General features: G+C 60.9%; 24 protein-coding genes. 10 read left to right on the forward strand and 14 right to left on the reverse strand.

Translation table 11 applies throughout. The features are described from left to right. Nucleotides 1-6: 6 nt before the first annotated feature. The 3 genes from K1W69_RS08305 to K1W69_RS08315 are packed head-to-tail and all read right to left on the reverse strand — an operon-like array spanning nucleotide 7 to nucleotide 2,637. Nucleotides 7-657: a TetR/AcrR family transcriptional regulator gene (locus K1W69_RS08305; RefSeq protein ID WP_220227920.1), complete on the reverse strand. Its 651-nt coding sequence runs from the start codon at nucleotides 655-657 to the stop codon at nucleotides 7-9. Then, nucleotides 650-1,849: an amidase family protein gene (locus K1W69_RS08310; RefSeq protein WP_370688220.1), complete on the reverse strand. Its 1,200-nt coding sequence runs from the start codon at nucleotides 1,847-1,849 to the stop codon at nucleotides 650-652. The genes K1W69_RS08305 and K1W69_RS08310 overlap by 8 nt, the downstream gene beginning before the upstream one ends. Beyond that, on the reverse strand, nucleotides 1,846-2,637 hold the full coding sequence (locus tag K1W69_RS08315) for a cysteine hydrolase family protein (protein WP_258570944.1): 792 nt from the start codon (nucleotides 2,635-2,637) through the stop codon (nucleotides 1,846-1,848). The genes K1W69_RS08310 and K1W69_RS08315 overlap by 4 nt, the downstream gene beginning before the upstream one ends. 292 nt (nucleotides 2,638-2,929) lie before the next feature. Here K1W69_RS08315 and K1W69_RS08320 point away from each other — a divergent pair, with 292 nt between their 5' ends. Genes K1W69_RS08320 through K1W69_RS08335 form a run of 4 tightly spaced genes read left to right on the forward strand, consistent with a single transcriptional unit; the run spans nucleotide 2,930 to nucleotide 7,498 of the window. After that, nucleotides 2,930-3,901 carry a BMP family protein gene (locus K1W69_RS08320; protein ID WP_220227921.1) on the forward strand — a complete coding sequence of 324 codons (972 nt, stop codon included), beginning with the start codon at nucleotides 2,930-2,932 and terminating at the stop codon, nucleotides 3,899-3,901. 5 nt (nucleotides 3,902-3,906) lie between these two features. After that, the gene (locus K1W69_RS08325; RefSeq protein WP_258570945.1) at nucleotides 3,907-5,496 is read left to right on the forward strand and encodes an ABC transporter ATP-binding protein; all 1,590 of its coding nucleotides are present in this window, start codon (nucleotides 3,907-3,909) and stop codon (nucleotides 5,494-5,496) included. Continuing rightward, a complete protein-coding gene (locus K1W69_RS08330) occupies nucleotides 5,493-6,587 on the forward strand; it encodes an ABC transporter permease (RefSeq protein ID WP_258570946.1) in 1,095 nt (364 codons plus the stop codon). Before K1W69_RS08325 ends, K1W69_RS08330 begins: the two co-directional genes overlap by 4 nt. Then, nucleotides 6,584-7,498 (forward strand): ABC transporter permease, encoded by a 915-nt coding sequence (locus tag K1W69_RS08335; protein ID WP_220227922.1) that lies wholly within the window; start codon nucleotides 6,584-6,586, stop codon nucleotides 7,496-7,498. The genes K1W69_RS08330 and K1W69_RS08335 overlap by 4 nt, the downstream gene beginning before the upstream one ends. Nucleotides 7,499-7,510: 12 nt before the next feature. On the opposite strand, the gene K1W69_RS08340 is transcribed toward K1W69_RS08335, so the two are convergent. The 3 genes from K1W69_RS08340 to K1W69_RS08350 all read right to left on the reverse strand — a co-directional run bounded on the left by K1W69_RS08340 (nucleotide 7,511) and on the right by K1W69_RS08350 (nucleotide 10,206). After that, a complete protein-coding gene (locus K1W69_RS08340; RefSeq protein WP_258570947.1) occupies nucleotides 7,511-8,779 on the reverse strand; it encodes a multidrug effflux MFS transporter in 1,269 nt (422 codons plus the stop codon). Next, complete coding sequence (locus K1W69_RS08345) at nucleotides 8,776-9,243, reverse strand: MarR family winged helix-turn-helix transcriptional regulator (protein WP_220227923.1); 468 nt, start codon at nucleotides 9,241-9,243, stop codon at nucleotides 8,776-8,778. Before K1W69_RS08345 ends, K1W69_RS08340 begins: the two co-directional genes overlap by 4 nt. Before the next feature lie 102 nt (nucleotides 9,244-9,345). Then, nucleotides 9,346-10,206, reverse strand: a complete 861-nt coding sequence (locus K1W69_RS08350; protein ID WP_258570948.1) for an SDR family oxidoreductase — start codon at nucleotides 10,204-10,206, stop codon at nucleotides 9,346-9,348. 81 nt (nucleotides 10,207-10,287) lie between these two features. On the opposite strand from K1W69_RS08350, the gene K1W69_RS08355 reads away from it, so the two are divergent. From K1W69_RS08355 to gnd, 6 genes are all read left to right on the forward strand, one after another. Further along, a complete protein-coding gene (locus K1W69_RS08355) occupies nucleotides 10,288-10,698 on the forward strand; it encodes a winged helix-turn-helix transcriptional regulator (RefSeq protein ID WP_220227925.1) in 411 nt (136 codons plus the stop codon). A 255-nt stretch (nucleotides 10,699-10,953) separates the two neighbouring features. Further along, the gene (locus K1W69_RS08360) at nucleotides 10,954-12,204 is read left to right on the forward strand and encodes a sarcosine oxidase subunit beta family protein (protein WP_220227926.1); all 1,251 of its coding nucleotides are present in this window, start codon (nucleotides 10,954-10,956) and stop codon (nucleotides 12,202-12,204) included. Nucleotides 12,205-12,218: 14 nt separating this feature from the next. Further along, nucleotides 12,219-12,506: a sarcosine oxidase subunit delta gene (locus K1W69_RS08365; protein ID WP_220227927.1), complete on the forward strand. Its 288-nt coding sequence runs from the start codon at nucleotides 12,219-12,221 to the stop codon at nucleotides 12,504-12,506. Then, nucleotides 12,503-15,454 (forward strand): sarcosine oxidase subunit alpha family protein, encoded by a 2,952-nt coding sequence (locus K1W69_RS08370; protein ID WP_220227928.1) that lies wholly within the window; start codon nucleotides 12,503-12,505, stop codon nucleotides 15,452-15,454. The genes K1W69_RS08365 and K1W69_RS08370 overlap by 4 nt, the downstream gene beginning before the upstream one ends. Beyond that, nucleotides 15,447-16,010 (forward strand): sarcosine oxidase subunit gamma, encoded by a 564-nt coding sequence (locus K1W69_RS08375; protein WP_220227929.1) that lies wholly within the window; start codon nucleotides 15,447-15,449, stop codon nucleotides 16,008-16,010. Before K1W69_RS08370 ends, K1W69_RS08375 begins: the two co-directional genes overlap by 8 nt. A 78-nt stretch (nucleotides 16,011-16,088) precedes the next feature. Next, a complete protein-coding gene (gene gnd / locus K1W69_RS08380) occupies nucleotides 16,089-17,501 on the forward strand; it encodes an NADP-dependent phosphogluconate dehydrogenase (RefSeq protein ID WP_370688221.1) in 1,413 nt (470 codons plus the stop codon). Nucleotides 17,502-17,507: 6 nt separating this feature from the next. Here gnd and K1W69_RS08385 read toward each other — a convergent pair whose 3' ends face one another. The 8 genes from K1W69_RS08385 to dhaL are packed head-to-tail and all read right to left on the reverse strand — an operon-like array spanning nucleotide 17,508 to nucleotide 24,184. Continuing rightward, on the reverse strand, nucleotides 17,508-18,695 hold the full coding sequence (locus tag K1W69_RS08385) for a Gfo/Idh/MocA family protein (RefSeq protein ID WP_220227930.1): 1,188 nt from the start codon (nucleotides 18,693-18,695) through the stop codon (nucleotides 17,508-17,510). 10 nt (nucleotides 18,696-18,705) lie between these two features. Then, on the reverse strand, nucleotides 18,706-19,761 hold the full coding sequence (locus K1W69_RS08390; RefSeq protein WP_220227931.1) for a sugar phosphate isomerase/epimerase family protein: 1,056 nt from the start codon (nucleotides 19,759-19,761) through the stop codon (nucleotides 18,706-18,708). A 22-nt stretch (nucleotides 19,762-19,783) separates the two neighbouring features. Then, the gene (gene dhaK, locus K1W69_RS08395) at nucleotides 19,784-20,785 is read right to left on the reverse strand and encodes a dihydroxyacetone kinase subunit DhaK (RefSeq protein WP_220227932.1); all 1,002 of its coding nucleotides are present in this window, start codon (nucleotides 20,783-20,785) and stop codon (nucleotides 19,784-19,786) included. Nucleotides 20,786-20,811: 26 nt separating this feature from the next. Beyond that, a complete protein-coding gene (locus K1W69_RS08400) occupies nucleotides 20,812-21,225 on the reverse strand; it encodes a hypothetical protein (RefSeq protein WP_220227933.1) in 414 nt (137 codons plus the stop codon). A gap of 10 nt (nucleotides 21,226-21,235) precedes the next feature. Beyond that, nucleotides 21,236-22,861 carry a phosphoenolpyruvate--protein phosphotransferase gene (gene ptsP / locus K1W69_RS08405; RefSeq protein WP_220227934.1) on the reverse strand — a complete coding sequence of 542 codons (1,626 nt, stop codon included), beginning with the start codon at nucleotides 22,859-22,861 and terminating at the stop codon, nucleotides 21,236-21,238. Next, the gene (locus tag K1W69_RS08410; RefSeq protein WP_220227935.1) at nucleotides 22,845-23,147 is read right to left on the reverse strand and encodes an HPr family phosphocarrier protein; all 303 of its coding nucleotides are present in this window, start codon (nucleotides 23,145-23,147) and stop codon (nucleotides 22,845-22,847) included. The genes ptsP and K1W69_RS08410 overlap by 17 nt, the downstream gene beginning before the upstream one ends. 21 nt (nucleotides 23,148-23,168) lie before the next feature. Then, nucleotides 23,169-23,555 carry a dihydroxyacetone kinase phosphoryl donor subunit DhaM gene (gene dhaM / locus K1W69_RS08415; protein WP_370688222.1) on the reverse strand — a complete coding sequence of 129 codons (387 nt, stop codon included), beginning with the start codon at nucleotides 23,553-23,555 and terminating at the stop codon, nucleotides 23,169-23,171. Then, nucleotides 23,552-24,184, reverse strand: a complete 633-nt coding sequence (gene dhaL, locus K1W69_RS08420) for a dihydroxyacetone kinase subunit DhaL (protein WP_220227937.1) — start codon at nucleotides 24,182-24,184, stop codon at nucleotides 23,552-23,554. Before dhaL ends, dhaM begins: the two co-directional genes overlap by 4 nt. Nucleotides 24,185-24,199: the final 15 nt, after the last annotated feature.

Here is a 24,199-nt window from a genome sequence, read left to right on the forward strand (position 1 = left end):
TTGCCGTCAGGCGGCGAGAAAGGCGCGAACCATTTTTCGGGCCGCCTCATGCTGGCCGGCGCGCCATTCGGGAGTATCCAGATCGCGTTCGAAAATTACCGACAGCGTATACACGTTTGACAGGTGAAACTGGTTCAGCGCAACCATCATCACGTAAACATAGAGCGGATCGAGCCCTGGTTGAACCGTTCCGCTTTCTTCACCTTTCAACAACAGGTCCCGAATGAGCTCCAGAACCGGCGACGCCATTTCCGAGACACGCTTCGAGCTCTTGAGGTATCGTGCTTTCTGAATGTTCTCATTCGACAAAAGCCTGACAAGATGCCGATTGGCGGCAAAATGCCGGTTCATGAAGTCGAAGAGCTGCAGCAACCCTTCCATCGGCTCCAGGTGCTCGACGTCAATCTTCAGCTCTTCCTTGCGAAGATCACCCAGCACGTCCTCGAGCACAGCCAGATAAAGACCCGACTTGCCGCCGAAATAGTGATAGATCATGCGCGGATTGGAGCCGGCCCGCTTGACGATCCGCTCTGTTCGAGCGCCCGCGAAACCGTGCTGCGCGAATTCGATTCTCGCCGCCGTCAGCAATTTGCCGCGGGTGTCGGCGGCGTTGCGCGTGCGCTTGCGCGGGCGGGCTTGCCTGTTTTCGTCAAGCATGGTCTGACCGGAATTGACCGGAAAGTCGCTCGGTGAGATCAAGCAGCGCCCGATCTGCGCCCGGCGCGCCAAGGAGTGAACAGGCGATGCCTCGACCGCCTGATGCCGCGCCAAGCTGGACCAGTGGCGCCCCGGAGTGCCCGGCGACCGCGTTCAGTCCCAGAGCCCGCCCATAGAATTCTCCCAATGTCTCCTCCGTCTCCTCATGTGTCAGCCAGGCGACCGGCGACACGGGTAAAATCAGGGCGGTGTCGGCAGGACACACTCGAACGAGATGTCGCGCAAAAGCCTGGCGAACCTTGAGCGCCTCCCCGTACTCGCCTTCGCCAATCCGCCGGACGCTTTCAAATCGCGCCTTGATGGACGCCCCGAAATCCGGGCGGATTTCCGCAATCCTCGCCCCCAGGCTGCGGTTGATCTCGTAGCCCTGCACTGTCTGATAGGTCGCGCTCAGTTCGGCAAGCGGAAACTCGTTGAAAAGCTTTACGGGATCGTCCGTCGCTATCGCGCCGCCGGCGTGGACCATATCATCGGCGACGGCCTTTTCGACATGGTCGAGCGCATCTTCCACAAGTCTCACGCGATGCACGGCTGGCGCATTCGCCGCCGGCAGCAGTGTCTCTCCGATTTCGCGCAGCAGACGTGCGTCGCGCGCGAACCATCCAACCGTGTCGTAGCTGGGCGCAAAGGGCAGCACGCCTTCAATCGACACCGCCCCATGGCTTGGCCGGAATCCGTACACGCCGCAAAAAGCGGCCGGCGCGCGGACCGACCCGCCCGTATCCGTGCCAAGGGAAAAATCGCACTGTCCCGTTGCGACTGCGACGGCCGATCCGCTTGACGACCCGCCGGGCAACCAGTCCGGATTGCGTGGATTCACCGGCGTTCCGTAGTGGGCGTTGGCGCCCTCGAGACTGAAGGCGAGTTCGTCGGTCACGGTTTTGCCGACGCATCGCGCGCCCGCCGCAAGCAACAGTCGCACGGCGTCGGCGTGCTTTGCGGCGCCCGACGCGGCGGCCCGCCAGACCGGATTGCCGCCGCCGGTGCGCCGGCCTTCCACGTCGATCAGGTCCTTGACGCCAAAGGTCTTTCCGGACAGCACGCCAGCGCCCGTCGCGGCGATATCGAGCCGCTCTCCGGGAACAAAAGCGCTGCAGGCGGTCCGATGCATATGTGTCGGCTTGATCGTCACTTGGGCAGCGCCGCGATCACGTCGCCGGAAGAGCAGACGAAACCGAAGCACTTCTTCACGTTCCAGACCGTCGCTTCGGTGCAGAAGTCCGGCGAGGAGGTCGCACAGCAATCCTCGACCATGATGCAGCCATAGCCGAGGAAATTCGCATCCGTCAGCGAATGCAGCACGCACTGGTCCGTATTCACGCCGGCGAAAAGAATGCTTCGCACGCCGAGGTTCTTAAGGATCGAGTCGAGCGGCGTATCCCAGAAGCCGCTGATTCTGTACTTGTCGACCATGATGTCGCTGTTGAGCGGCTTCAGTTCATCGACGACGGCGGCCGCCCAGGAATCTTTCTGCAGGACGGGCGCGCCGTTCGAAGGCAGGGGATCACCAAGACCGATGCCTTCCCCGCTGTTTTTGTAGAGATGGATCTGGTTGGGCGGCATGTTCAGAAGGTCAGGCCGGTTGCCCCAATTGACCCAGATCACCGGCACGTCATTGTCGCGCAATTTCGGCAACAAGGCCCGGAGTGGCTCGATCGGCGCCCGGTCGGATTCGTAATCGCCGCCAGCCTGTTCAACGAGTCCGTCTTTCGCGCAGAAGTCGTTCTGCATGTCTATGATGATGATTGCGGTGCGCGCCAGGTCCACGGTCACAGTCTGCGGTTTTGCGTCAATCGTGACAACGACCGGCTCCACCACCGGAAGCGTCATGTCGACATTCGCCGCCGTCGCAGTCCAGCGCGTATTGCGTCCGACGCCCAGCGGGTTGCTTTTGACCATCTGTCCCGATTGCTTTTCCATACCGTTCGCCTTTCGCGTCTCCATATTTGCCTGAAACAAAGCAAGCAGCGTGCCAGCGCGGCAATCACCGGATTTTCGGCATTCCGCGATAGCGCCGACGACGACGCTGCCCATTTGGGCGGCAGATGGGCCCGCGCATGAGCAATAAATAATCATTTACTTACTTAGGCAAACCTCTTCGCTACCCAGTTCCCTTTTAATTCAATGATTTCCCGGTGTGGCACATGGATTGCATCGGCGAAGGGCGAGGTTCGCAGAACGCCTCGAACGACTCCAAGAGAAAGGGACACCAATGTTCACCCGACGCTCAATCATAGCAAGCTTTGCAGCTGCGACACTGATGGTCGCCAGCTCCGCTGCTGCGTTCGCCGCCGACCCGCTCAAGGTCGGAATTCTTATCCCGGGCTCCAAGTCTGACAAGGGCTGGATGGAATCCGGCTACAATGGTCTCGTCGCTGCGCAGGAAGAATATGGCGATAAGATCGAAGTCCAGATGATCGAAAACATCAACTACGCCGATATGGAGCAGGCGATCACGCAGCTTGCATCCGGAAACGATCTCGTTATCGGCGTTGGCGGCCAGACCCAGGCCGCCATGGTCAAGATCGCCCCGCGCTTCCCGGATGTGAAGTTCTCTATCGTCGGGGGCAACGCCGGCGTGGAAGTTCCGAATGTCGCCGGTTATGACGTCAAGCAGGCGGAAATCGCCTTCGTCGCCGGAGCTGCAGCAGCGATGCTTTCCGAAAACGGCGCCGTATCCTATGTCGGCGGCATGGAAATTCCGTCGATCGTCAATGCGGGCAAAGAATTCGGCAATGGCGCGCGCTACATCAATCCCGACATAAAATATTTCGAAAACTACACCGGTGACTTCGACGACGTCGCAAAGTCCAAGGAAGCAACGCTCGCAGCCATCGCCCAGGGCGCCGATATCCACTATCACATCCTGAATCTCGGCCTGCGGGGCATGGAACAAGCGGCGACCGAAAAAGGCACGCACATCATCGGTTCCTATACCGACTATTGCGGCTCCGATCCGCTTTATCTCGCCTATTCCATCACCGGCGTCGGTTTCCAGGTTGAATACGCCATCGATGAAGCGGTCAAGGGAACATGGGAAGCCGGTTACAAGCCTTTCGGTCTCGCCATGGGCCCTGAAGCTTCCGGAATCGCCGTCTGCGATCCGGCGCCCGGCATGATGGACAAACTCAACGCCATTATGGAAGATATCGAGTCCGGAAAGATCACGGTGCTCGAAGGTTGAGACACTTGAACCAGGGCGCGGCCGTGCAGGGCGTGCCCGCTCCTGCAGAAAAAACCGAACCACAACCGCTTCTGACGCTCTCCGGAGTGGGCAAGCGGTTCGGCGAATTTTCAGCTCTCTCAGACATAGACATCGCCTTCAACGCGCATCAGGCGCATTGCCTGCTCGGCGAAAACGGAGCAGGCAAATCGACGCTTTGCAACCTGGTGTTCGGCATACATCAGCCCACCTCGGGCGTCATGCGGCTTGAAGACGCGCCCTATGCGCCAGCCAATCCGCGCGACGCCATGGGGCACGGCGTCGCCATGGTGCATCAGCATTTCAGCCTGATCAACGAACTGCCTGTTATCGACAATCTGCTTATCGGCAAGAAATTCGGACGCCTGAATCGAAAAGCCGAGGCTGAAAAAATCACGGCGCTGGCGACGGAATTCGGTCTCGACCTGGCCCCTTTCGAGATCGTTGGAGACCTGTCGGTCGGCCAGCGTCAGCGCATCGAAATCGTCAAGTGCCTGATGCAGCGTCCACGTCTGCTTATCCTCGACGAGCCGACTGCAGTGTTGCTGCCGGAAGAGATCAATTCATTGCTCGACGTCTGCCGCCGCGTTGCCGAAAGCGGCTGTGCGGTTGTCATGGTAACGCACAAACTTGCCGAGATCGCCCGCGTCGCCGACCGCGTCACAGTCTTGCGCGGCGGACGAGCCGTCGCCCATTCGGCGGAACCCTCAAATGACATGGACGCGCTGGTTCGCGCAATGATCAGCCGGGAAGGCGGAGCCGGCGACAATCGCAATTTCGGGGTCAGCGCGCTTCCGCCGCGAAACCCGGCGCCGCATCGCGGTCCACGGCCCGAGGCCATGCAGATCGACAATCTGTCCTTTGTCGACGAGATCGGCGTCAAACGTCTCGACAGCGTCACGCTGACGATCACGGAAGGCGAAATCGTCGGCGTCGCCGGTGTGGAGGGAAACGGCCAGAGCGAGCTTGGGTCCATCCTGGCCGGACTTTCCCGTGCGACGAGCGGCCGATGGTTTGCCGCAGGGCGCGAAATGACCGCTGCGAAACCCCGCCAGATTACGGCGGCGGGCGTGGGCGTGATTCCCGAAGACCGGCATCTGGTCGCGTCTATCGGACAGCTGTCGCTCGCCGACAATCTGCAGCTTGGCCGCATGCAGAGGTTTGCCCGATACGGCCTTATCGACCGCAAGGACCAACGCGAAGCAGCAAGCACGCTCATGCAACGTTTCGACGTGCGCGCGCCCGACAGCCAATCGGCATTCTCGACGCTTTCCGGCGGCAACCAGCAAAAGGCCGTGCTCGCGCGCGAACTGACAACGCCGAATTTGCGATTCCTTCTGGCCGCCCATCCGACGCGCGGACTGGATATCGGCGCCATCGAAGCCGTCTACACCTTCATCCGCCAGGCCGCAGACCGTAACACCGGCGTTCTGCTGATCTCCTCGGAACTGGACGAGTTGCTTGCCGTCGCCGACCGCATCGTCGTTTTCTATCGCGGCCGCATAATCGGAGAGCGGCCAGCCAGCAGCGACAACAGGGATCACATTGGTTTGCTGATGTCCGGGAAGACGCCATGACTGATATCCCGCAGCATCCCCCGGTCATCCGGTCCGCCGTCTACAAAGACATGTTCGGGCGGATCGCCATACCAATTATTGCCGTGGTTGCGGCGTTTCTTGTCGGACTGATTGCGGTCATGGCCATGGGCGTGTCGCTCGAACGGGCGATCTCGGCATTCATCAACGGCGCCTTCGGCTCGGCCTATTCGATTTCGGCGTCGCTGAACAGGTCCGTTTCGCTGGCGCTCGTCGGGATCGGCTTCGTCATCGCCGCCCGCGCCGGGCTGACGAATGTCGGCGGAGAGGGTCAGATCGCAATGGGCGGCGTGTTCGCGACGGCGCTGTGCCTGGCTCCCGGCATGGCGGAGCTGCCATTTGGCCTGTCCTTCATCATTCCGCTTGTCGGTGGAGCGATAGCAGGCGGCGTCTGGGGCGCTATCGCCGGCTTCCTCAAGGTTCGCGCCGGCGCCAACGAGGTCATCACGACCTTGCTGTTGTCTTTCATCGCGATCTGGCTGCTCTACTGGTCGGTCCAGTCTGAAAATCTGCTGCGCCAGCCCATGACGTCATCCGCAACGCTGCCGGAATCCCTTTCCATTCCCGCATCCACACAGGTTCCCCTGCTGACCGGCTCATACGCCTCGCCTGTCACCTGGGGGTTGCCCCTGACGATTGTGATCGCGATTGCCGCCGCGATCATTCTCTCCCGCTCCGTTTTCGGCTTCAATCTGAAGGCCATCGGCTTCAATCCGGTCGCAGCCGCCCGCGCCGGCATTGCGGTCGGCGCAGGCGTCGTCACCGCATTGTTCGTTGCAGGCGCGCTTGGTGGCCTTGCCGGCGCTGTGATGCTGCAAGGCGAGCAATACTCGCTGAAAGCCGGTTTCTGTTCGAATTACGGCTTCGACGGACTCGTCGTCGGCCTGCTTGCAAGGAACTCGATTACGGGCGTTATCGCCGGCGCTTTGCTCTTCGGCTTCATGCGCTCGGGCGGCATCTCCATGGAAATGATGGCTTCGGTCCCCTCCGCTCTCGTCGGCATCATCCAGGGTATGATCGTGGTTTCTATCGCCGGAGCAGCCTATTTTCTTGATCGGGGGTCTGCGCGATGACTATGGAACTGTTTGTGGTTTTCCTGGCCTCTTCCATCCGGCTTGCCGTCCCTCTGCTGTTTGCCGCAACCGGCGAATATGTCAGCGAACGGGCCGGCGTGGTCAATATGAGCGTCGAAGGGATGATGCTGACAGGCGCCTTCGGCGGCGCGCTCGGGGCGGCGATGACCGGTTCCCCCTTTGTCGGATTGCTCTTCGCCGTCGTTTTCGTGCTACCGATCGCGCTGCTGCAAAGCGTTTTGACCAACACGTTGCGCGCCAACCAGGTGGTGACCGGGATAGGAATCAATATTCTCGTTCTGGGGCTGACGACCCTCGGCTACAGGCAGTTTTTCGGGAACCGTTCCCGCGAGATGATCACGGGTTTCAACGCCTGGTCTCCTCCGTTGCTCGGAGACCTGCCCGTCATCGGTCCGATCTTTCATCAGGCCGGCCTCGCCTATCTGGCCGTCGCAATCATCATCGCTTTGGCCTGGTTCATATCCCGCACCGGGGTGGGCGTCGCTTTGAGGGCCGCCGGCGAGGATCCGCACGCCGTTGCGATTTCCGGCGTTCCCGTAATTGCTCTGAGGCACGGCGCGGTTCTTTTTACCGGCCTGATGGCGGCGCTCGGCGGTGCTTTTCTGTCGATCGCGGAAATTCACACATTTACGGAAGGCATGACCCGGGGGGCCGGTTATCTGGCGATTGTCGCCGTGATTTTCGGAAACTGGCGGATCTGGCGCATTGTGCTCGCCTGTCTGCTTTTCGGCGCCGCGACGGCGTTACAATTCCAGTTGCCGGCAATAGGTGTCCAACTGCCAAATGCGCTGCTTATCATGATGCCTTATCTGCTGGCGCTGCTCGCTGTCGCAGGACTTGTCGGACGCCAGATTGCGCCGCGAGCGCTCGCGCAGCCTTTCTGGAAATAATACGGGCCGCCGTCAGTCCGGCATCTGGGTGCGGCCGACCGGCAGACTTGCAATGACGTCGGCGCGCGGTTCGGGTTCGGCAATGTGCGGGTGACGCCGATAAACGACATAGGACACGCAGGACACAAGCCCGAGGATCGGAACCAGCGTCGCCATGGCGTTCGTGGGATTGGCGAAAAGACCGCCGATCGTCCCCATGACCAGGCCGGTTCCCATCTGCACAAAGCCCATCAGGGAAGCCGCTGCTCCGGCAATGCGCGGAAATGGCGCAAGCGCCGCTGTCGTCATCGCGGGCATCACGAAGGCTATGCCTGCGGAGTAGATGCCCGTTGGAAGGATCACGCGAAGATAGGTGGGTTCTACAAAGAACAGCGCCATGCTTGCGATGCTGCCCAGAAATATGAAAACAAGTCCGGGCAACACCAGACTATAGGCGCTGTAGCGCCCGATCAGATGACGAACGACCAGCGAGCCGAGAAAGAAGCAGCCGGTCTGCAACAACATGCCAAGCCCATACTCGGTTGGCGAAAGGCCGACCTGCCCCATGAGAATGAACGGCAGAAAGGTCATCATCGTGTAGACCGCGCCGATTGCACCCGCCAGAGTGAGCGTCGTCGCCATGAAATGGGCGTTGGTCAACAATTGCCCGTATGAGCTTACAAGAGACGCCAAATTGAAACGGGACCTGTCGGCGACAACCGTCTCCTTCAGCGAAAAAGCTGTGACCAGAACCACCGCGACGCCCATCAGCGCCATGAAGAAGAAGATCGCGCGCCAGCCGAATAACTGCAGCATCGCGCCGCCAAGGGTCGGAGCAAAGGCCGGACCGACAGCCAGGATAATTCCGATCAGGTTCATGATGCGGGCGGACCTGTCTCCGCGGTAGAGATCACGAACGATCGCCCGTGATATGGCGATGCCGGCGGAAGCGCCGATGCCCTGGACAAAGCGTGCGGCGATCAAGACCTCGATTGTCGGCGCAACGAGCGCAGCGAGGGTTGCAAGCAGAAATATGCCCATGAAGACGAAGGTGACTGGTTTCCTGCCGAGCGCGTCGGAGATCGGACCTGCGACAAGCTGCGCCGTGGCGAAGCCGCCGAAATAGACCGTCATGGTCAGATTGACCATCGCCTGTGTGGTGTTGAGCGCGTCGATGATCTGCGTCATGGCTGGCGTATAGAGCGCCAAAGTCACCGGGCCGATGGCGACGAACAAGGCACCAATGAAACTGACCTTGCGTTCGCTCATCACCGGCGCAAATGAGTGGCCGGTGGCGTTCATTGCGCCATTTCCTTCACTTTCTGCCGCACTGCCGCAAGATTGCCGCGTACGGCGAGAGCTGTCTTGCGGAAGAGTTCCCATTCCTCGGCGGGAATGGCGCCGCGCGCGGCGAGCCGCACCGCATCGCCGATGTCTTCCAATTTGCTCATGATCGGAAACGCATCGTCGGTCAGCGACACGAATTTGGCGCGGCGGTCTTCCGGATCGGCGACGCGTTCCAGCAGGCCTGCGCCCTCCAGCCGGTCGATGAAGGTCGTGATGCTCATGCGGGCGATGCCAAGCCGATCAGCGAGCAGATGCTGGCGGATCGGCTGACATCGCGCGACATGAGCGAGAACACGCGCCTCGGCGGGCGTCACGCCAAGACCCGCCTCAGCCACGCGCTGTTCGAATTCGCCGCGCATCAGCCGCGAAATGTCGAACAGCAAAAAGGAAATGTTCTCGGGATCTATACCGCTTTTCAAGGGACCAACTTTTTGTATGATAAACTGATAGTAAGTCTATCTTACTTATAGGCGCCGTCAACTCCCTCATTCTGCAAGCCACACTTGCAAAAACGGCAAACCTCAGTCCTGCATTGCGACTGCGACGCTTTCAGCAAGCGTCGTCGAAGACCTCCCGATCAGATCCGACAGGTCGTGACTTTTCGTGAAGAGCGCGCCCCCGGACGCCCCGGTTTCCGAATTTGCTAGAATGGCAGCAAAGGGTTCAGGAATTCCCGCTTTCACGAGCGCATCGCTGTAAGCCGCCTCGGGGATGTTCACGTAAGGGATGGTCTTGTTCGCATGGGCGGAGATCTCTGCCGCAAGCTCCGACAGCGTATAGCCCCGCGCGCCGGCAAGCTCATATACTTTTCCTGCCTGTCCCTCTTTCAGAAGGACGGCCGCGTCGGCCTCTGCATAGTCCTTGCGGGTCGCGAACGAAAAGCGGCCATCGCCGGCGCAACCGTAGACGGCGCCGTTCTCGACTGCAGCGGGGATCGCGCCCATGTAGTTTTCCGTATACCAGCCATGGCGCAGCAGAACATAAGGAACGCCTGATTCCTCAAGATAAGCTTCCGTTTCGCGGTGCTCGTCGGCAAGGGCGAGTGGTGAATCGTCGGCGTTGAGGATACTCGTATAGGCGATCAGCTTGACGCCGGCGGCTTTCGCAGCGTCAATGGCCGCCTTGTGTTGCCGGGTTCTTTGACCAACCTCGCTCGACGAAATCAACAAAAGACGCTCCACGCCCTCCAGCGCCGCCGCCAGGGTTTCCGGCGCGTCGTAGTCGGCTTTGCGGACGTCCACGCCCTTTTCGCCGAAATCCGCTACCTTGGAAGGATCCCGCACGAGCGCAGCTATCCTGGTTTCTGTCTTGGACTTCAACAACGCTTCGACAACCAGCCGTCCCAGTTGTCCGCTCGCTCCGGTTACTGCAATCACAATCATGTCTCCATACTTGAAAGGGTGATGAAGACGATTTAGGTAATCGCTAACAAAAAGTAAGTACGCACGAAAAAGTTAGTGTAAATGTCTGCGAAACACCGTACGGAAACACCGGTCACGGGCAGCCTGGCGGAAGGCCTGCGCCGGGGGGTTGTCTTCTCGGGTCAATGCCCGTCACGCGACATCCTCAACCATGTCGTCTCGCGCTGGGGCGTCCTCGTTCTGGTGGCGCTTCTGGATGGGACAATGCGATTCAGCCAGTTGCGCAGGCGCATTGGCGGCGTCAGCGAAAAGATGCTTGCGCAAACGCTGCAGAACCTAGAAGGCGACGGCTTTGTGCTCCGCAATTCGTTGCCCGTCGTTCCGCCGCATGTTGAATACACCCTCACGCCATCCGGCGTAGAGGTGGCGAAGCGCGTGGAATCCCTTGTCGACTGGATCGAGGAAAACGTATTGTCGATCGTAGCCCATCGCGCCGGTCTGGCGGCGGAGTAGGTCGGCCTGCCACTCGGCAGGAGTTGGTTTTTGCGCCGCGCCGCCGAGGGCGCGACATAGCGTAGCGCCTTGAATGATTGCGAAAAATACGCCGATGCTTGGCAAACCGGGCAAAACGTTGCGGCGAGCAGAAAGCCGACGCGAAAACGCTCCCGGTTTTCTGCTGTCATGTCCATTTTTTGAATGAAACTGTCGATTTCACACTAGTCAAGCGGGACCGAACGCAAGACGATGCAGCCAGATGGAGATGGCTCTATGCGCTATTCGGGAATGAAGGTATTTCTGGAAGGTCTGACCGGTAACCGCGGCTGGAAACCGGTCTGGCGTGATCCCGATCCGAAACAGGAATACGACGTCGTGATCGTCGGCGGCGGCGGGCATGGCCTTTCGACGGCCTATTATCTTGCCAAGGAGTTCGGCGTCCGCAACGTCGCAGTGCTTGAGAAAGGGTGGCTTGGATCCGGAAATATCGGCCGCAACACGACAATCATACGATCCAATTATCTCCTGCCCGGCAACCAGCATTTCTACGAACTTTCCATGAAGCTTTGGGAAGGCCTGGAGCAGGACTTCAACTACAATGCAATGGTCTCGCAACGCAGCGTCATCAATCTCTACCATTCGGACAGCCAGCGCGACGCATATGCGCGCCGCGGCAACGCCATGCGGCTGGCGGGCGTAGACGCCGATCTCCTCGACAGGAAACAGTTGCGGCGTATCTGTCCGTTTCTCGACTTCGAGAATGCGCGCTTTCCGGTCCGGGGCGGCCTTAGACAGAAGCGCGGCGGCACGGCCCGACATGACGCAGTCGCATGGGGCTATGCGCGCGGCGCCGACAGCCGAGGCGTCGATCTCATACAGAACTGCGAAGTCACCGGGTTCCGGATCGACGCCGGCCTATGCACCGGTGTCGCGACAACGCGTGGAGTGATCAGCGCGAAAAAGGTCGCCGTCTGCGTCGCCGGGTCATCGAGCCGGGTGATGGCGCTCGCCGGCATGCGCCTGCCGATCGAGAGCCACGTTCTGCAGGCCTTTGTCACTGAAGGGCTCAAGCCGGTCATTCCCGGCGTGCTGACATATGGCGCAGGGCATTTCTATGTCTCCCAGTCCGACAAGGGAGGTCTGGTCTTCGGCGGCGATCTCGACGGCTACAACACCTACGCCCAGCGGGGCAATCTGCCGACGGTGGAGAATGTGTGCGAGGGCGGCATGGCGATGATGCCGATGATCGGCCGGGCGCGCCTGCTCAGAAGCTGGGGCGGCGTGATGGACATGTCCATGGACGGTTCACCTTTCATCGACAAGACAGGCGTCGATGGTCTCTATTTCAATGGAGGCTGGTGTTATGGCGGGTTCAAGGCGACCCCTGCGTCCGGCTATTGCTACGCCCATCTGATCGCCCGTGACGAACCACATCCGACAGCGGCGCAAATGCGCCTCGACCGGTCAATCAGCGGGCGCATGCTCGACGAGACGGGCCGCGGCCCGCAACCCAATCTTCACTGAGATTTCGCCAGACCATGATCATCAATCATCCTCTGCTTGGCCCGCGCGACGCTTCCGAATTCTCCTATCTGGGGGACGCTTCGCTGATTGATCGCCCGGACCCGCAGGCGCAAGACGCCGCAGAGCAGTTTCACGACTATGTCTATCTGCGCGACAACCCCGCCGGCGAACATCGCGAACTTTGGTTTCATGAGCACGGAGACCGCTCCTGGCTGGTGGTGACGCGCAATACGCTCACCCATGAAATCACCCGGGTGGAACTCGCGAAGGACGTGGCGATAGCCAGAGGGCGTTCCCGATGACACAGGCTTTCCGGCTCACCAAGGGCGGTCTGGTCGACAGATCGCAAACGCTCGAATTTCGCTTCGACAGCGCCGCCTTTAACGGACACGGCGGCGACACACTGGCGTCGGCGCTGCTTGCCAACGGCGTGCGCCTGGTCGGACGCTCCTTCAAATATCATCGGCCGCGCGGCGTTTTCTCGGCCGGCTCCGAAGAACCCAACGCCCTCGTCGAACTTCGTCGCGGCGCACGACAGGAGCCAAATACGCGCGCGACCATGGCGGAGCTTTTTGGCGGGCTCGACGCGCGCAGCCAGAATTATCGCGGTTCGCTCAAATACGATCTGTTGGCGGTCAACGACCTGCTTTCGCCATTCCTCTCGGCCGGGTTCTACTACAAGACGTTCATGTGGCCCAAATCCTTCTGGGAGAAGCTCTACGAACCCGCAATAAGGGCCGCCGCCGGGCTTGGCCGACTGTCGCGCGAACCCGATCCCGACGCCTATGACAAGGGGTATCTGCATTGCGATATCCTGATTATCGGCGCAGGCCCGAGCGGCCTTTCCGCAGCCTTGACAGCAGGACGGGCCGGCGTGCGGGTGATCCTGGCGGATGAAGATTTCCGGGTTGGCGGGCGGTTGAACGCGGAAACGCTGGGCGTCAACTACATGGCGGGCAGCGACTGGGCCGACGCGGCGCGCGCCGAACTCGCTGCAATGGACAATGTGCGCATCTTGACGCGGACGACTGTCTTCGGCGCCTATGATCACGGGATCTACGGCGCAATCGAACGTCAGACAGATCACCTGCCGCATGGCAGCGGCAAACCCCGGCAGGTGCTCTGGCGCATCTACACGAAACGCGCGATCGTGTGCGCAGGCGCCACCGAACGGTCGATCGCCTTTTCCGACAACGACCGGCCGGGCGTGATGCTCGCGGGCGCGGTGCGCGCCTATGCAAACCGTTTCGCAGTCGGAACCGGCGCATCCGTGGCGATTTTCACCAATAATGACACGGGATGGCGCACGGCTTCCGACCTCTCGGCCAAAGGCATTTCAATCGCTGCGATCATCGACACCCGCGAGACCTCACCGCTTGCAGCGCCGCGGGGAGCCGCCGTCGTCATGGGTGGACGCGTCACCGGAACGAAGGGCAGACACGGCGTTCGGTCCATCACTCTCGCAAGCGGGCAAACGATCGAATGCGACTGTCTGGCCATTTCCGGCGGCTGGAGCCCGAACGTGCATTTGACCTGCCATCAGCGCGGCCGACCGCAATGGAAAGAGGATATCGCCGCTTTCACGCCCGGCGGCGACCTGCCTGTCGGCATGCGCGTCGCCGGCGCAGCGAGAGGGACATTTTCCCTCCAGAACTGCCTTGCTGACGGCCGCGAAACAGCAGTCGAAATCCTTGAGAAGTTCGGCCTCAATCCACCGGCCGACGACTCGCTGACAGCCGATGAGGAAGCAACGTCGATCTCGGCGTTCTGGCATGTTCGGGAAGGCAAAGGCCGGGCTTTTGTCGATCTGCAGAATGACGTTACGGTGAAGGATATCCGCCTGTCGCACCAGGAGGGTTTCCGGTCTGTCGAGCATCTCAAGCGCTACACGACGCTGGGCATGGCGACGGATCAGGGACGCACCGCAAACGTGCTGGGCCTCGCCATTCTGGCGCAGGCGTCCGGCAAATCCATTCCTGAAACCGGGACGACCATCTTCCGCCCACCTTATACGCCGGTCGCAATCGGCGCGATCGCAGGGCGGAGCCGCGGCAAGGAATTCCGTCCGGTCCGCAAGACGCCCGGCCATCGCTGGGCCGAGGAAAACGGCGCCGACTTTGTCGAATCCGGTTTGTGGATGCGGGCGCAATGGTTCTCCCGCGAAGGCGATACGCACTGGCGTCAAAGCTGCGACCGGGAAGTGCAGCAAACAAGAGCTTCGGTTGGTATTTGCGACGTGACCACGCTCGGCAAGATCGATATCCAGGGCCGCGACGCCGCCGAGTTCGTCAATCGCGTCTACAGCAACGGCTTTGCAAAATTACCGGTCGGCAAGTGCCGCTACGGATTGATGCTGCGTGAGGACGGTCTCGTCATGGATGACGGCACGACGGCGCGGCTCGGTGAAAACCACTTCGTCATGACGACGACCACCGCCAACGCGTCGACTGTCTTTAAACATCTCGAATTCTGTCGCCAGTGCCTTTGGCCGGGTCTCGACGTGCATCTGATCTCCGTGACGGAACAATGGGCGCAGGCGGCCGTTGCAGGTCCCAATGCCCGCAAGCTTCTGGAACAACTCCTCGACCCTGATCATGACATTTCCAGCGACGCCTTCCCGTTCATGGCCTGCGGAGAAATCACCGTCTGCGGAGGCGTTCCAGCCCGCCTCTTCCGGATTTCGTTCTCAGGCGAACTCGCCTACGAGATCGCTGTTCCTGCGCGCTACGGGAACTCTCTCATGGCGACTTTGATGAAAGCCGGAGAGGAGTTCGGTGCAACGCCATACGGCGTCGAGGCGCTGAACGTGATGCGGATAGAAAAGGGCCACGCCACCGGCAGCGAACTGAACGGACAGACGTCGGCGCGCGATCTCGGCCTTGGCCGCATGATGTCCGAAAAGAAAGACTATATCGGCCGCGTGCTGTCGCAACGTGAACACCTCGCGCGGGAGGACGGTCTGAAACTTGTCGGTTTCAAGCCGGTTGACACAGCGCAGGAATTGAAGGCCGGCGCGCACTTCATCGCAAAGGGCAAGGAAATGACCACGGAAAACGACGAGGGCTGGATGACTTCAGTCGCATGGTCGCCCAACCTGCAGACTTCGATCGGTCTCGGCTTCATTGAAAGGGGCGACAGCCGCATTGGAGAGACCGTGATCGCCGCCGACCCGTTGCGCGACAAGTCAACTGAAGTCGAGATCTGCTCGCCGCACTTCGTCGATCCTGAAGGGGAGCGACTCCGTGGCTGAATTCGACCTGATCGCAGAAACGCCCCTCAACGGCCTTCACCGGACATTCGAAGACGTCGTCATCGAGGAAGTCACAGGCCGCGCCGTCGTTTCGGTCGCCTTCTCCGACCGGGCAAATCTTGAACGGACCATGCGGAAAAGCCTGGATCTGAAGCTTCCCTTTGTCGGCAACACAGCCCGTGTTGAAACAAGGGATCTCCTGGTTCTCAGCCTCCAATCCGACCAGATCTTCGTGCTGTTCCCGCAGACCGGTCATCGGCCGGACCTGGAAATCGCAGAGATTGCAGGCGATCAGGGTTCCGTCACGGATCAATCGGACGGATGGGCGTTGCTGCGCGTCTCCGGCCCCGGATCTCGCACGGCGCTCGAGCGGATCTGCATGCTCGACCTGCATCCGGATATATTCACGGTCGGTGCCGTCGCCCGCACCGTGATGGAACATCTCGGCATGATCATTCACCGCAACGACGAGCATTCTTTCCTGCTGATGTCGGCTCGTTCCTCCGCCGAATTTTTTGCCCATGCGGTGGTGACGAGCGCGGAGAATGTGAGTTGACGGGCGGCGCGCTGCCTTTCGAAAGACCATCGACTGACCTATAGTCCCCTCGAACATCAGCAGCGGGGATAAACCACAGTGAGTAACGAGACGCCGGCCGAAATTGGACTGATCGGGCTGGGGACGATGGGTGCCGCCCTCTCCCTGAATATCGCCGAAAAGGGCTTCGGGATTGCGGTCTTCAACCGCACGGTCGCGACCACGCATTCGTTTTACGAAAACGCCGGCGATCTCGCGCAAAAAATCACCCCTTGCGATACTCTTGAAAGCCTCGTCGCGTCCATCCGGCCGCCCCGCGCGATCATCCTCATGGTGCCCGCGGGCGATCCGGTGGACCAGCAGATCGCCGCCTTGCGTCCCTTGCTTGACGATGACGATCTGATCATCGACGCCGGCAACGCCAACTTCCACGACACGAACAGACGCGTCGCCGCGGCGGAAGACGAAAACCATCCCTTCCTCGGCATCGGCGTCTCCGGTGGAGAGGAAGGCGCACGTCACGGGCCGGCGATCATGGGCGGTGGTTCGGAAGCCTCCTGGCAGCGCGTCGCGCCGATCCTTGAAGCGATCGCCGCCGATTACGAAGGCGCGCCTTGCGCAACCTGGCTCGGCGAAGCCGGGACCGGTCATTTCGTCAAGACCGTCCACAACGGCATCGAATATGCGGACATGCAGATGATCGCCGAAATCTACGGCGTCATGCGCGACGGCTTGGCGATGCAACCGGCCGCCATCGCCGAAGTTTTCACGCGCTGGAACGACGGGCCGCTGCAATCTTATCTGATTGAAATTTCTGGAGAAGTCTCCCGCGCCGTCGATCCGGAAACAGGCAAACCCCTGCTCGATGTCATTCTCGACAAGGCCGGCCAGAAGGGCACAGGCCGCTGGACGGCGATCGAGGCGCAGCATCTCGGCGCGCCGATCCCTTCCATCGAAGCGGCGGTCGCAGCCCGCAATATTTCGGCGCGACTGGCCGCGCGAAAGATCGGCGGCGACATTTATGGCGAGCCATCCCACGACGCCGAATCGATAGACCTCGATCTTCTTGAGCGCGCGCTGATCGCCGGCAAGATCCTCTGCTATGCGCAGGGCTTCGATCTCCTGAAAGCAGCCAGCGACAGCTTCGCATGGAACCTGTCATTGCCCGATGTGGCGCGGGTCTGGCGCGCCGGCTGCATCATTCGGTCCTCGATGCTCAACGACATGGCGTCCGCCTTTACCGACGAGCCCGATACGAACCTGATGTTCGCGTCGCGCTTCGTCTCATTGTTGATGGAGAACGAGGCGTCATTGCGGTCGCTTGTCGCGAAAGCGGCAGCGGCGGCGCTGCCGGTACCGGCGCTCTCCTCCGCGCTTTCCTATTTCGACATGATGCGGATGCAGCGCGGCACGGCCAACATGATCCAGGCGCAGCGGGATTTCTTCGGACTTCACTCTTTTGAACGCCTCGATCGCGAAGGCAGCTTCCACGGCCCTTGGGCGGAGTCGTGAAGCCGGTCAGACCTTGACCCAGGCGCCGTTCTTCTTCGATGACTTCACGCACGCCTCGATGAAGCGCATGCCCATGACGCCGTCCTCCACCGTCGGGAAAATCACGTCTTTGGGAACCTTGCCCTTCTTGCGACGCATGGCCCGAATTGCCATGGCCGCTTCGCTGTAGATATTGGCGAAACCTTCCAGATACCCTTCCGGATGCCCTGGCGGGACTCGCGTCATCCGCCCGGCCGCCGGTCCCGAGCCCGCCCCGCCGCGCGTTATCAGCTGCTTCGGCTTGCCGAATGGCGTGTACCAGAGATAGTTCGGATCGGCCTGCGTCCACTCGAGACCACCTTTCGTCCCGTAAATCCGCAACTTCAGCCCGTTCTCGTTTCCGGGCGCCACCTGGCTGCACCAAACCATGCCCTTTGCGGGCTTCTCTTTCCCCTTTGCCTTGAACCTCAGCATGATGTGGGCGTTGTCGTCGAGCGGGCGCCCCTCGACAAAACTGTCGAGATCGGCTGCAAGGCTGTCCGTTTCGAGACCGGAAACGAAACTGGCGAGGTTCCAAGCATGCGTGCCGATATCTCCGATGGAGCCGCCCGCGCCGGACTGTTTTGGGTCAGTGCGCCAGACCGCCTGTTTGGCGCCGGTGTCTTCCACCTTTTCCGTCAGCCAATCCTGCGGATATTCCGCATGGACGAGCCGGATATTCCCAAGCACGCCCTTTCCCACCATTTCACGGGCCTGACGGATCATCGGGTAACCGGTGTAATTGTGGGTCAAGACGAACAGTTTGCCGGTCTTGTCCACCAGTTTGGCGAGTTTCTTTGCGTCAGCCAGGTTAGAAGTCAGCGGCTTGTCACAGATCACATGGATCCCTGCGTCGAGAAACGCTTTCGCCGCCGGATAGTGAACGTGGTTTGGCGTGACGATCGACACGGCCTCGATGCCATCCTCGCGCGCTGCTTCGGCCTTCGCCATTTCCGCGAAACTTCCGTATGAGCGCTCGGGATCGAGGCCGAGTTCGGCGGCCGACGCGGCGGCCCGATCGGGATCGGAAGACAACGCTCCCGCCACCAGATCATAATGTCCGTCGATACGCGATGCGATGCGATGAACCGCGCCGATAAAGGCGCCCTGTCCGCCGCCCACCATGCCGAGACGAATTGGGCTCGCTTCGCTGCTTGTTTTGGCTGCACTAACCATGTCGTCTCCCCTAAATACCCAGCATCTTGCGGATTTGCGCCTGATCGGTTTCGCCGCCGGCGAAATCGTCAAACGCCTTTTCCGTCACGCGGATGATGTGGTCGGCGATGAAGGGCGCGCCTTCCGCGGCGCCCTGTTCGGGATGCTTGAGACAGCACTCCCATTCGAGAACCGCCCAACTGTCGTAGTCGTACTGCGCAAGCTTTGAAAAGATGCCGGAGAAATCCACCTGACCGTCACCCAGCGACCGGAAGCGGCCGGCCCGTCCGACCCAGCCCTGATAGCCGGAATAAACCCCTTGCCGACCATCCGGATTAAACTCCGCGTCCTTGACATGGAATGCGGAAATCCGCTCGTGATAGATATCAATGAAAGCCAGATAGTCGAGTTGCTGAAGCAGGAAATGCGATGGATCGTAGTTGATCGTGCAACGCTTGTGGCCGTCGAGCGCATCCAGGAACATCTCGAAAGTCGCACCGTCAAAAACGTCTTCGCCCGGATGGATTTCGTAGCCGACGTCAACGCCATTCTCTTCGTAGACGTCGAGGATCGGCTTCCACCGACGCGCGAGTTCCGCGAAGGCCTCCTCGATCAGTCCGGCAGGCCGTTGCGGCCATGGATAGAGATAGGGAAACGCCAACGCGCCGGTGAACGAAACGGATACGTCCAGGCCAAGATTGCGGGAAGCTTTCGCTGCATGCTGCATCTGCTTGACCGCCCACTGCTGGCGCGCGGCTGGATTGTTGTGAACAGCTTCCGGCGCAAAGGCGTCGAACGCGCTGTCATAGGCGGGATGCACCGCGACCAGCTGACCCTGCAGATGCGTCGAAAGCTCCGTGATTTCGACACCTGCATCGTTGCAGACACCTTTGACTTCGTCGCAATAATCCTTCGAAGAAGCCGCCTTTTCCAAGTCGAAGAGCCGACCATCCCAAGTTGGTATCTGGACGCCCTTGTAGCCGAGAGAGGCGGCCCATTTCGCTATCGCCGGAAGCGAATTGAACGGCGCTGCATCGTCCGCGAACTGGGCCAGGAATAGCGCCGGGCCCTTGATATTCGTTGCCATGTGTTTTCTCCTCGTTTGCTGCTCACATCCCCATGCGCAACGCCGCGGTATGGACCTGCGCATCCCACAATGTAAGCATATCCTCCTCAAGAGCCGTCACAGTGACGGAACAGCCGGCCATGTCAAGGGATGTCACAAAGGAACCGGTCAGCGAGCGCGCTATATTCACACCCTGTTTTTCAAGCACCTTCCGCGCGCTGTTGTGCATGAGATACAGTTCCATCAGGGGTGTTGCGCCGAATCCGTTGACAAGCAGCAGAACAGGTTTGCTTCTGGCCGCTCCCAATTCCCTGACGATGCCCTCGCAGATTTCTTCGGCGATCTCGTCGGCGGAAATCAGCTTGCCGCGACGCCTTCCCGGCTCTCCGTGGATGCCGACGCCGAATTCCATTTCGTCTTCACCGATGTCGAAGGTGGGTTTTCCGGCTGCCGGCACCGTGCAGCTCGTCAGCGCCACGCCGAAGGAACGGGTATTGGCGTTGACCCGTTTTCCGAGTTCCTGCAACGTCTCGAGATCCATGCCTGCTTCGGCGGCCGCCCCCACGATCTTTTCCACGACAAGCGTGCCGGCGACCCCTCGGCGTCCTGTGGTGAAGGTCGAATCCTCAACTGCCATGTCGTCATTGGTGACGACCTGAAGCACCCTGGCGCCGGCCATTTCGGAAGCCATTTCCGCCGCCATGTCGAAGTTCATGACATCGCCTTCATAGTTCTTGACGATGAACAGACAACCAGCCCCCGTATCGACGCCCTGGACGGCTTCCACCATCTGGTCGGGCGTGGGCGAGGTGAAGACCTCTCCGGGACAGGCGGCGTCGAGCATGCCGTGACCGACGAAACCGGCATGCAGCGGCTCATGTCCGGAACCGCCGCCAGAGATCAGCGCGACCTTCCCCTGCTTCAGTTCCTTGCGGCGAACGAACTTGCCAGAGGGCGCAAGCGTGACGATGTCCGCGTGGGCTGCGGCAAAACCTGCGAGGCTCTCCTGCAAGGCCGTTGATGGATCGTTGATGAACTTTTTCATGATTTCCTCCCCGGGTGAATTGCCTGTCAGTCGTCCTTCCGGCTGGCAAGGGCCGCCATCTTGTGTGCGAACTCAGTGATCGCCTGATCGAAAAGTCTGTTCTGTTCCTCGTCGCCGAAATCCGGCGCCAGAATAGACAGATGGCGCAGCCGCTTGCCGTGGCCCGCCCGTTTCAACCGGCCGGGATGCGCCTTGTTGTATGCGTCCAGAAACTGCTGCTGCTCGGTCGACCCCATGTGGCAGACCGAAAAAATCGTCGCCAGATGGCGGGCCGGCAGCGGCGTGGCGTAGGAGGCGCTGGTGATCTGCGTCACGAAACTGCGGTTCTTGCCGAGCGCGTCTGCAAGCCGTTGCCGTGTGCCCGAAGGGCGACGGTCGATGAGCCCGCCCAGCAAGGTCTTGTAATCCCGGATTGCGTCTTCCGTATCGCTCGCCACCAAAAGTCCCCGTTCACGCTGTATGCCGCAAGCCCGGCGCCGGATCCGCCTTGCGCCATTCGCGTACGACTTCCTTGACCACGCCGATGCGGGACGCCGCGACCGAGAGCTTGCGCAATCCGGTCTGCAGAAGCAAGGGGACAAGGCGGGTGTCGCTGGCCGCGTCGCCGCACAGGCTCACCTCCCGATCCTGCGCACGCGCAGCGTCAACGATATTCTCGATGAGCCCAAGAACGGACGGGTCCGCCGGGTCCGCCAGTTCGGACAGATCCGCATTGTCGCGCGACACCGCCAGCACATACTGGGTCAGGTCATTGGATCCGATGGAGAAAAATGCAGCTCTTGAAAAACGCGCCGGCTGGACAGCGACAGAAGGGACTTCCACCATGATGCCGATGTCCGGCATGGCGTGATCGACGCCATCCGCCTCGAGCAGACTGGCTTCTTCTTCAAAAAGCGCCATGGCGCGGTCGATCTCGTCCGGAACGGACACCATCGGCAACATCACCTTGAGCTTGCCAAAGCAAGCCGCACGAAGAAGCGCCCTTATCTGCTGGCGAAAAACCGCTGGTCGCCGCAACGACAGGCGAATTCCGCGCATGCCGAGAAACGAATTGTCCTCTACAATGCTATAGCCTTCAATCGGCTTGTCGCCGCCAATATCGGCGGTGCGAATGATGACCGGTTTGCCGGCGGCCCATTCCAGCACCTTGCGATAGGCCATGTATTGTACGTCTTCGTCCGGTAGACCGTGCACGCCGCCGAACAGGAATTCGGTCCGCATCAAGCCGACGCCATCGACCGTGGCGACATCGATCGCGTCGACCTCGGATGGATCGGCGATGTTGACGAAGACCTCGACCCTTTCGCCGTCTGCGGTAAATGCAGGCTGGGTCGCATTGCGATCCGCGTCGCGCATGGTCTTGAGATAGCGCTCATGCGCAGCGTGAAAATCAGCGCGCTCACCGGCGTCCGGTTCGGCGATCAGCATGGCCTGCTCTGCATCAAGGAGTGCGCTGGCGCCATCTTCCAGACCCACGGCTCCAATGCCGATGATTGCCGGAACGCCGGCGGCCCGCGCAAGCATCGACACATGGCTTGTCGCGCTGCCCCTTCGCAGCGCAATGCCGCCTTCCCGCCAGTCATGCGACAGAAAGGCCGAGGGCGTCAGGTCATCGCCGACATAGATCGATCCTGCCGGGATAACGGCATCGCCCGCGCCGGTGAGCGCTCCCAGGACCCGGTCGCGTATATCTGTAAGGTCGGCCGAGCGCGCTCTGAAATACTCATCGTCGGAAGCGAGATAGCCGGCGATTTCCTCGTCCAGTGCGTCACGCCAGGCAATGTCGGCCTGGACGCCCTCCCCGATCTTTCCGCTGGCCACTTCGAAAAATGTGTCGTCGGCGAGCATGGCCAGCTGGAACTCCAGGATGTCGGCGGCGTCGCCGGCCGCGCTGTCGACCAGCGCCTGCAACCCGCTGATCGCCACAGCGATCGCCGTTTGCAGGGCCTCGGTTTCGCCCTCCGCGGATGAAGCAGGAACATAGTCGCTGTCGTGAGTATCCCGCGCCAGATGGATGCGCCCTTCGGCGTATCCGGGGCTGGCCGGGCGACCCTTGACCCTAGCCGAGGCTGGCATCGCTGTGCGCCTCGTCGAAATCCCGTTCGACGAGGCCTTTCAATGCCGCCAGAGCGTCCAGGCTTGCTTCGCCGTTCGCCCGCATCAACAGGCGCGTTCCCTCCGGCGCGCGCGCCGCCATCACCTTTACGATGCTCTTGGCGTCGATCCAGGGACCGTCCGGGCTTGTGGCTATCTCAATAACGCAGGGGAAAGTCTTGGCAAGCTTGGTGAACTTGACCGAAGGCCGTGCGTGCAGCCCGACCTTGTGGGTAATGATGACTTCCTCTGTGGCTTCGCCGTTCAACTCAGGCTTCCTTCTTCACGTTCACAGGGGCGACAATTCTTCAGCCGTCGCGACCACTGTTGCGAGCGATGAACCGCCCGCGGCTTCCGTCGCCGCCATCACCGCGCCTTCGACGATCGGAGCATTGCATATCCTGATCCTGGCCGAGCGCGGTTCGCCGATGACCTCCATGGCCATTTCGGAGTTGGATTCGGCGCCGCCCAGATCCACGAGGACGGCGACGCCGGCGTCCGACCAGACTGATTCCATGGCGTCGATGATGGCCTGTACGCTGGTGCCGAGCCCGCCATCGGGATCGCCGCCGCACCATGCGAGCCGCACCTCTTCGCCGACCATCTGGCGCACCATCTGGGCGGTGCCTTCAGCCACCAGGGGTGAGTGGGAAACAATGACAATACCGACATTCATGCCGCATGTTCCTTTGCGCTTATCCATGCGGCGATCGTGTTGACCAGCAGACTGCAGGAACAGGATCCCGGGTCCATGTGACCAATTGACCTTTCGCCCAGAAAAGAGGCCCGACCGCGTTTGGCTTCCATCGGGACGGTCGCCTCGGCGGCCTCTGCCGCGACCGCCGCAACTTCCCCGACGCTCTTTCCCGCGGCGAGCGCATCACTCACCGGATAGAGCACATCGAGCATCGTTTTCTGGCCGGCCGAGGACTTGCCGCGAGCTGCAACCGCGTCGACAGCCTTTGCGAAGGCGTCAGCGAACGCGCCGCATTCGAAATCCTCCGGGAGCGATTTGCCAAGCGTCATGAACAGCGTCCCGAACAGCGGCCCCGAAGCTCCGCCAACCGACATGACCAGCTTCATGCCTGCGGCGCTCAAGGCCTGAGGCGTCGGTTTATCGCAAATGGCGTCGGCGTCCGCCGCGATCGCATCAAAGCCGCGTTTCATGTTGATGCCGTGATCGCCGTCGCCGATCGCCTGGTCGAGCGCAGTCAGACGCTCGGCGTTTTCCGCGATCGCCGCCTGCATGGCGCCAATCAGTGCCTTCATGTCCTCACTCGTCAGTCGCGTCATCGTCTTGCTCATGTCCAAGCTCTTTCG

This window comes from Flavimaribacter sediminis (genome assembly GCF_019492055.1).
GTDB lineage: Bacteria > Pseudomonadota > Alphaproteobacteria > Rhizobiales > Rhizobiaceae > Flavimaribacter > Flavimaribacter sediminis.